This is a genomic window from uncultured Georgenia sp., from assembly GCF_937958535.1.
GTDB lineage: Bacteria > Actinomycetota > Actinomycetes > Actinomycetales > Actinomycetaceae > Oceanitalea.
Window position 1 is genome coordinate 1 of sequence record NZ_CALGNQ010000281.1, and the last position, 7,265, is coordinate 7,265.

At 74.1% G+C, this 7,265-nt stretch carries 7 protein-coding genes and 1 riboswitch; of the genes, 5 read left to right on the forward strand and 2 right to left on the reverse strand.

What is annotated here, in order from left to right; genetic code table 11:
* The 3 genes from Q0195_RS15670 to Q0195_RS15680 all read left to right on the forward strand — a co-directional run.
* Positions 1-813: acetyl-CoA C-acyltransferase (locus Q0195_RS15670; protein WP_299280234.1), on the forward strand; the 813-nt coding region annotated here is incomplete at its 5' end.
* A complete protein-coding gene (locus Q0195_RS15675) occupies positions 813-2,174 on the forward strand; it encodes a 3-oxoacyl-ACP reductase (RefSeq protein ID WP_299280237.1) in 1,362 nt (453 codons plus the stop codon). The genes Q0195_RS15670 and Q0195_RS15675, both read left to right, overlap by 1 nt.
* Positions 2,174-3,061, forward strand: a complete 888-nt coding sequence (locus Q0195_RS15680) for a MaoC/PaaZ C-terminal domain-containing protein (protein WP_299280240.1) — start codon at positions 2,174-2,176, stop codon at positions 3,059-3,061. The genes Q0195_RS15675 and Q0195_RS15680 overlap by 1 nt, the downstream gene beginning before the upstream one ends.
* 15 nt (positions 3,062-3,076) lie before the next feature.
* Here the strand turns inward: Q0195_RS15680 and Q0195_RS15685 are convergent, their stop codons facing one another.
* Together Q0195_RS15685 and Q0195_RS15690 are read right to left on the reverse strand one after the other, a co-directional pair.
* Complete coding sequence (locus tag Q0195_RS15685; RefSeq protein WP_299280242.1) at positions 3,077-3,472, reverse strand: SRPBCC family protein; 396 nt, start codon at positions 3,470-3,472, stop codon at positions 3,077-3,079.
* 33 nt (positions 3,473-3,505) lie between these two features.
* On the reverse strand, positions 3,506-4,444 hold the full coding sequence (locus Q0195_RS15690; RefSeq protein WP_299280245.1) for a DMT family transporter: 939 nt from the start codon (positions 4,442-4,444) through the stop codon (positions 3,506-3,508).
* Between the two features lie 325 nt (positions 4,445-4,769).
* Positions 4,770-4,858: riboswitch (glycine riboswitch) on the reverse strand.
* 123 nt (positions 4,859-4,981) lie between these two features.
* Between Q0195_RS15690 and Q0195_RS15695 the strand changes: the two genes are divergently transcribed.
* Positions 4,982-5,737, forward strand: coding sequence for a trimeric intracellular cation channel family protein (locus Q0195_RS15695; RefSeq protein WP_299280248.1), 756 nt, complete (start codon positions 4,982-4,984; stop codon positions 5,735-5,737).
* 147 nt (positions 5,738-5,884) lie between these two features.
* Positions 5,885-7,018 (forward strand): alanine dehydrogenase, encoded by a 1,134-nt coding sequence (gene ald, locus Q0195_RS15700; protein WP_299280251.1) that lies wholly within the window; start codon positions 5,885-5,887, stop codon positions 7,016-7,018.
* Positions 7,019-7,265 lie beyond the last annotated feature (247 nt).

Sequence of the window (7,265 nt, forward strand, 5' to 3'; positions counted from 1 at the left end):
CCGGTCGCCCCGGACACCGCCGAACCGCGCACCGGCCTGAGCATGGGCCAGCACCAGGCGATCACCACCGAGCGGTGGGGCATCACCCGCGAGGCGCAGGACGAGCTCGCGCTGCGCTCCCACCAGAACCTCGCCGCGGCCTACGAGCGCGGCTTCTTCGACGACCTCATGACCCCCTACCGGGGTGTGACGCGCGACGAGTTCCTCCGTCCGGACACCTCGCTGGAGAAGCTCGGCAAGCTCCGCACCGCGTTCAGCGCACCGGGCAGCGACAACGCCACCATGACCGCGGGCAACTCCACCCCGCTCACGGACGGCGCCTCCACCGTGCTGCTCGCCTCCGAGGAGTGGGCCGCCGCGCGCGGCCTGCCCGCCCTGGCCCGCGTCGTCGACGCCGAGACCGCCGCCGTCGACTTCACCGGCGGCGCGGAGGGTCTGCTCATGGGTGGCTGCTACGCCGTCCCGCGGCTGCTCGACCGCCGCGGCCTCACCCTCGCCGACTTCGACTTCGTCGAGATCCACGAGGCCTTCGCCAGCACCGTCCTCACCACCCTCGCCGCGTGGGACGACGCCGAGTTCTGCCGCGAGCGACTCGGCCGCGAGCCGCTGGGCACCGTGGACCCCGACCGGCTCAACGTCACCGGCTCCTCCCTCGCCGCGGGACACCCCTTCGGCGCCACCGGCGGACGGATCGTCGGCACCCTGGCCAAGCTCCTCGCGGAGAAGAAGGCGCAGACGGGTGAGCCCACCCGTGGCCTCATCTCCGTGTGCGCCGCCGGCGGCCAGGCCACCGCGATGATCCTGGAGGCGTGATGAGCGACACCTACCTCGACCTCGTCTCCAGCGGCTGGGGCCGCACCGTCGCGGGGAAGCTCGGGCTGCCCCAACCGGTCGAGCTGCGCCGCACCGACCCGGACAGCGTCGACCGCCCGCTCGTCCCGGGCCCCGTGCTCGTGCTCGACGGCGGCACCTCCGTCCGTGCTGCGGACACCGTGGCCGAGGCCCTCCTCGGCTGGGAGCTCGACGTGCGCCGCGACCCCGAGGAGCTGGCCAAGGGCCGCCGCTGGGGTGCCGTCGTCGTCGTGCTCACCGACATCGCCTCGCCGGCGCACATCGGCGCCCCCGCCCTGGCCCTGGGCGGCGTGCTGCGCCGGCTGGCACCCGGCGGGCGGGTCGTCACCCTCTCCCGGCGGGCCGAGGACGCCACCGACCCGACCGTCGCCGCGGCCCGGCTCGGGGTCGACGGGTTCCTGCGGTCGCTGGCCAAGGAGCTGCGCGCGGGCGCCACCGGCAACGGGCTCGTCCTGGCCGACGACCTCCCGGTGGACGCACCGGCGGCGCTCGGCGCGCTGCGCTTCTTCCTCTCCGCCCGCTCCGCCTTCGTCTCCGGGCAGCTGCTCCCCGTCGTCTCCGCCGACGGCGCGGTCCCCTCCGACTGGACCCGTCCCCTGACCGGGAAGGTCGCCGTCGTCACCGGGGCCGCCCGCGGCATCGGCGCGGCGGTCGTCGAGGTGCTCGCCCGGGACGGCGCCCGCGTGGTCGGCGTCGACGTCCCGGCTGCCGGGGAGTCGCTGAGCCGGGTGATGAACGCCGTCCGCGGCAGCGCCCTCCAGCTGGACATCACCGCGCACGACGCCGCCGACCGGATCCTCACCCACATCCGCGAGCGCCACGGCCGGCTCGACGTCGTCGTCCACAACGCCGGGATCCTGCGCGACAAACTGCTCGCCAACATGACCCCGGACCGCTGGGACGACCTCCTCGCCGTCAACATCCTCGCCCCGCTGCGGATGAACGAGACGTTCGCCCGCGAGCTCGGGGAGGGCGGCCGCGTCATCTCGCTGGCCTCGACGTCCGGGATCGCCGGCAACCGCGGGCAGACGAACTACGCCACCGCCAAGGCCGGGATCATCGGCATGACGCGGGCGCTGGCCCCGGTGCTGGCGGGCCGCGGGGCGACCGCCAACGCGGTCGCCCCCGGGTTCATCGAGACCGAGATGACGGCCTCCATCCCGCCGGTGCCGCGACAGGTGGCCCGGCGGGCGAACACGCTGCAGCAGGGCGGCAAGCCGGTCGACGTCGCCGAGGCGATCGCCTTCCTCGCCTCTCCGCAGGCAGGCGGGATCAACGGACAGACGCTGCGCGTGTGCGGCCAGAACCTCGTGGGGCAGTGATGCGCGACCAACGGCTGGACCCCGTCCCGAGCCTCGGCTCCCTCCACAGCCGGGCCCTGGCGGCCACCGCCCGGACCACCCTGGTGCGCGGGCCCGCCCGGGACCGGCTGCCGGAGGTGGCCTACGCCGCCGAGGGCCTGCAGGCCGACCCGGCCACGCTCTCCGCCTACCAGGAGCTCCTCGGCGAACCGGGCACCGACGAGCTGCCCGCCGGCTACGTCCACGTGCTCACCTTCCCGCTGGCGATGGCGCTCATGGTGCGCCCGGACTTCCCGCTGCCGGTGCTCGGCATGGTCCACGTGGCCAACCGGGTGGAGCAGCACCGGCCGGTGCACCTCGGTGAGGAGCTCTCCGCCCGGGCACACGCGACGTCGCTGCGGGCCCACCGCCGCGGCACCCTCGTCGACCTCGTCGTCGCCGTCCGCGCCGGCGGCGAGACGGTGTGGGAGGGGACCTCGACCTACCTCGCCAAGGGCGCCCGCCCGGCGGGCGCCGCGCCGGAGGAGCCCGGGGCGACCTCCCCTGCCGAGCCGGAGGTCACCGGCGACGTCGTCGCCGTGTGGTCCCTCGGCGCGGACACGGGCCGGCGCTACGCCGAGGTGTCCGGGGACCGCAACCCGATCCACGTCTCCCGGGCGGGGGCGCGGGTCTTCGGCTTCCCCCGGCCGATCGCCCACGGGATGTACACCGCTGCCCGGGCGCTGGCCCAGCTGCGCCGCCTGCGCGGCGACGCCTTCACCTGGGAGGTGGAGTTCGCCAGGCCGGTGCTGCTGCCCGGCCGGGTGGCGCTCTCGGTCGACCTCCGTGGGGACGCGGTGCGGTACGCCGGGCGGCACCCGAGGTCCGGCAAGCTTCATCTCTCCGGGGCGGTGACCCCGCGCACCTGAGCGGCCTGCCCCGTCCTACGCGCCGCCCTCGACGAGCCGACCCAGCGCCTCGAGGTCCCGCTCCACCATCGCCGCGTCCCGCGCGAGCTCCTCGTCGGTGAGGTCCCGCCGGCGCAGGGTGAAGACCACCTCGGCGCCCTCCGGGTGGGCCACCACCCGCATCGGGTTGGTCACCACCTCACCCGACGGGAGCCGCACCTCGTGGTCGAGCACGCCGAGTGCGTTGCGCGGGACGAAGGTGACGGTGACCCGGCCCATCGGGGAGTCGACCACCAGGGCGTCGCCGTCCCGGCGGACCTCTCCCCGGGCGAGGCCGGAGGCCCACCGGGGCAGGTTGTCGGGGTCGGCGGCGACGGCGTAGACGGCGGCGGGCGACGCCGCGACCACCCGGCTGATGTGCCTGCTCTCCACGGGTCCCAGTGTGCGAATGCGGCCGCGGCGGTGCTACCCGGCGGGCTCCGGCGGCACCGCGGCCGGGTTCGCCGGGATGCGGGCGATCCGGCGGCGGGTGGAGCCGACCGCGACGGCCGCGCCGGCGACGATGAGCACGGCTCCGGCCCAGGCGAGCGGAGAGACGAGCTCACCGAAGACGAGCGCCCCGAGGAGCATCGCCACGACCACCTCCCAGTAGGACAGCGCGGAGAGCTCGACGGCGCGCAGGTGCTTGCCGGCCAGGACGAGCAGCCCCAGCGCGAGCAGCCCGCAGACGAGGAAGAAGCCGACCGCCCAGGCCCAGTGCTGCGCCGTCATCCCGGAGAGGTCGGGGCGGGTGAGGAGCACCATGCCGGCCGTGCCGATCGCGCCGAAGGTGAAGTTCCAGAAGCTGCGGACGTCGGAGGACATGTCGGTGCGGTAGCGGTAGCACAGCAGGGCGGCGCCGTAGAGGACGCCGGAGACAGCCGCCAGGACGTCACCGAGCAGCTGCCGCTCGGTGACGTCGAGCGGGTCGGCCTCGATGAGCCCGGCGGCCAGCACCATCCCGACGAAGCTGACGAGCACCGAGGTGAGCTCGGTGCGGTTGGGGCGCTCCTTGAGGAGCACCCGGGCGAGCACAGTCGCCACGACCGGTCCGAGGTAGTGCAGCGCGACCGCGCGGGCGAGGTCGGTGAGCACCGTCGAGGAGAGGTAGGTGGCGAGGGAGAGCCCGAGGAAGACGCCGCCGAGCACCACCGACCAGGAGAGCCGGGTGTGCCGCAGCGCGCCCAGCCGCCGGCCGACGACGATGATCGCGAGCATGCCCAGGGCGCCGACGGTCATCCGCCCCAGGGTGAGCGCCTCGCCGATGACGGCCCCGGGCGGGGTGGACATCCGGCCGAAGACGCCGGCCAGCCCCATGGCGGTGGCGGAGGCGATGATCGCCAGGACACCGAGGCGGTGGCGCATCCGCAGGCCGGCGCGGTACCCGCTGGGGACGGCTGCGCGGGCCCGGGGCGCGGATGGGTCGGGCCCGGTGACGCGACGGCCGGGCGAAGGCGTCGCGGATGCGGTGGTGGAACCGGCGGGGTGCGGGTGGCGGGACCCGGGCCGCGCGGAGGTGTTCGCGGGGACGTCGGTGGGCGCAGCCAAGCGAGCTCCTCAGGACGGTCACCGGCAGTGCCGGCGCAGGGTCGGGGGACGTTCCCCGCTCTGTCATGTGACCTGAGAGCTTTCGCGGGCCGTGGCCCGGATTTCACCGTCGGTGAGCCTGGTGGCTGCTTTCCAGAGTTGCCTCGTCGCGGCGGTATGGGGGCCTGAGAGATTCCGGGGAGGTTGCTCCTTCGGCGCCCGCGCGGAGCGGGACTCTCCCGCCGCGGTTCGATGGCTCTTCAGTTGTATCTCCAACCTTCTCACACGAGGCGAGCCGACGTCGACCGTGCGTCCGGAGACCGCCGCCCGGGCACGGCTGGTTGCCGGTGGTGGCCGGCCGCGCCAGGATCGGGTGTGGCCGGCGACGTGGCAGCCCAGGTGGTCGACGTGCTCCCCGGGGTCTTCCGGGGCATCGACCTCCTCGGCGTGCTGCTCAACGGCATCCTCGGCGGCACCATCGCCCGCCGGCAGCGCTTCGACCTCGTCGGCTTCGCGGTGCTGGCGATCATCTCCGCGCTGGGCGGCGGGATGCTGCGCGACACCCTCCTTCAGGCCGGTCCGCCGGTCGCGCTCACCGACCCGTACTACCTCGCCACCGCCCTCGTCGGGGCGGTCGTCGCCTTCCTGCTGCCGCTGCGCGGCCGGTGGTGGAACCGGGCGTTCGTCCTCGCCGACGGCGTGGTCCTCGGCTGCTGGGCCGCGACCGGGGCGACGAAGGCGCTGGCTGCCGGGCTCGGCGTGCTGCCCGCGGTCCTGCTCGGGGTGACGACGGCGGCCGGCGGCGGCATGATCCGTGACGTCGTCGTCGGCCAGGTCCCGGCCATCTTCGGGGGCAACACGCTGTACGCGACCTCGGCGGTGTTCGCCGCCGTCTCGATGATCACCCTGCACCAGCTCGGGCACGAGACCGCCGGGATGCTCGTGGCGATCGTGGTGGGCGCGGGCGTGAGCGTCCTCGCCCGGTGGCGCCGGTGGGTGCTGCCCGACGCCGAGTCGGTGAGCCTCGGCGGGCTGTGGCCGCCGGCGCGTCGTCGGGGCGACGAGGCGGAGCCCGCCTCCCGGCTCGACAGGTGGTGGCGCCGCCGCCACACCCGCCGACGTGGGGACTGACCGGACAAACCGGACAGCCTTGTCCACAGGTTCCGGGCGCTCCCTGTGATTATGTGCACAACCCTGTGGATCGTGTCTGTGGACAGCGGACGTCAGGTGGCCGGACCGAGATCCATCACCCCTCTCAAACCTGCGAGGATGCCCCGCATGAGAATTTCTGTGCCGCGGGAGGTCATCGACTCCGAGGGTCGGGTGGCGATCACGCCGTCCGGTGTGCACGAGCTCGTCCGGCACGGTCACGAGGTGGCCGTGCAGAGCGGGGCGGGTGCCTCCGCCTCCATCCGCGACGAGGACTTCGCGGCCGCAGGTGCCACCGTCGTCCCGGACGCCGCGGGCACGTGGGAGTTCGGTGACCTCGTGCTCAAGGTCAAGGAGCCGGTGCCGGCCGAGTACCCCCTGCTGCGCGAGGGCCAGACCCTGTTCACCTACCTCCACCTCGCCGCGGACAAGCGGTTGACCGAGGAGCTGCTCCGGCGCAAGGTCACCGCGGTGGCCTACGAGACGGTCGAGCTGCCCGACCGCACGCTGCCCCTGCTCGCGCCGATGAGCGAGATCGCCGGCCGCCTCGCGCCCCAGGTGGGCGCGCACACGCTGATGAGCGCCCAGGGCGGGCGCGGTGTGCTGCTCGGTGGGGTGTCGGGGGTGTACTCGGCCCGCGTCGTCGTCATCGGGGCCGGGGTCGCCGGGATGAACGCGGCCGCCATGGCCATCGGGATGCACGCCGACGTCGTCCTCATGGACAGGGACATCTCGCGGCTGCGCCAGGCCGACCTGCTCTACCGCGGCCGGTGCAAGACGGTGATGTCCAACGGCTATGAGATCGAGCGGGCGGTGACCGAGGCGGACCTCGTCATCGGCTCGGTCCTGCTGCCCGGTGCGCGCACGCCGCGGCTGGTGAGCAACGAGCAGGTCTCGCGGATGAAGCCGGGCTCCGTCGTCGTCGACATCTCCGTCGACCAGGGCGGCTGCTTCGAGGACTCGCGGCCCACCACCCACTCCGACCCGACCTACCGGGTGCACGACACGCTGTTCTACTGCGTCACCAACATGCCCGGCGCGGTCTCCCACACCTCGACGTACGCGCTGACGAACGTCACCGTGCCCTACGCGCTCGCGCTCGCCGACCTCGGCTGGCACGCGGCCATGCGAGCCGACCGGGCGCTTGCCCTGGGCCTGGCGACACACGACGGCGCGCTGGTCTCCGCCCCGGTCGCCGAGGCGCACGGGCTGGCGCACACCCCGCTGGAGGACGTGCTCGGCGCGACGCCGCAGTGGGGGTGACCCGCCGGCACCCGCGGTTGCGGCGAGAGCGCACCTCTCACTGACAACCCGCCTCTCGGGGAGACCTCACCTCGCGGTGGACAGTGCGCTCCCGGTGGGAACTGGGCTCTCGGTGAGAAGCGGGCTCTCGGTGGAAACTGAGCTCTCGGTGAGAACTCACCCCTCGGTGGGAACTGAGGTCTCGGTGAGAACTGAGCTCTCGGCAAGAAGTGAGCTCTCGGTGGGACGTGGGCTCTCGGTGGTGGCG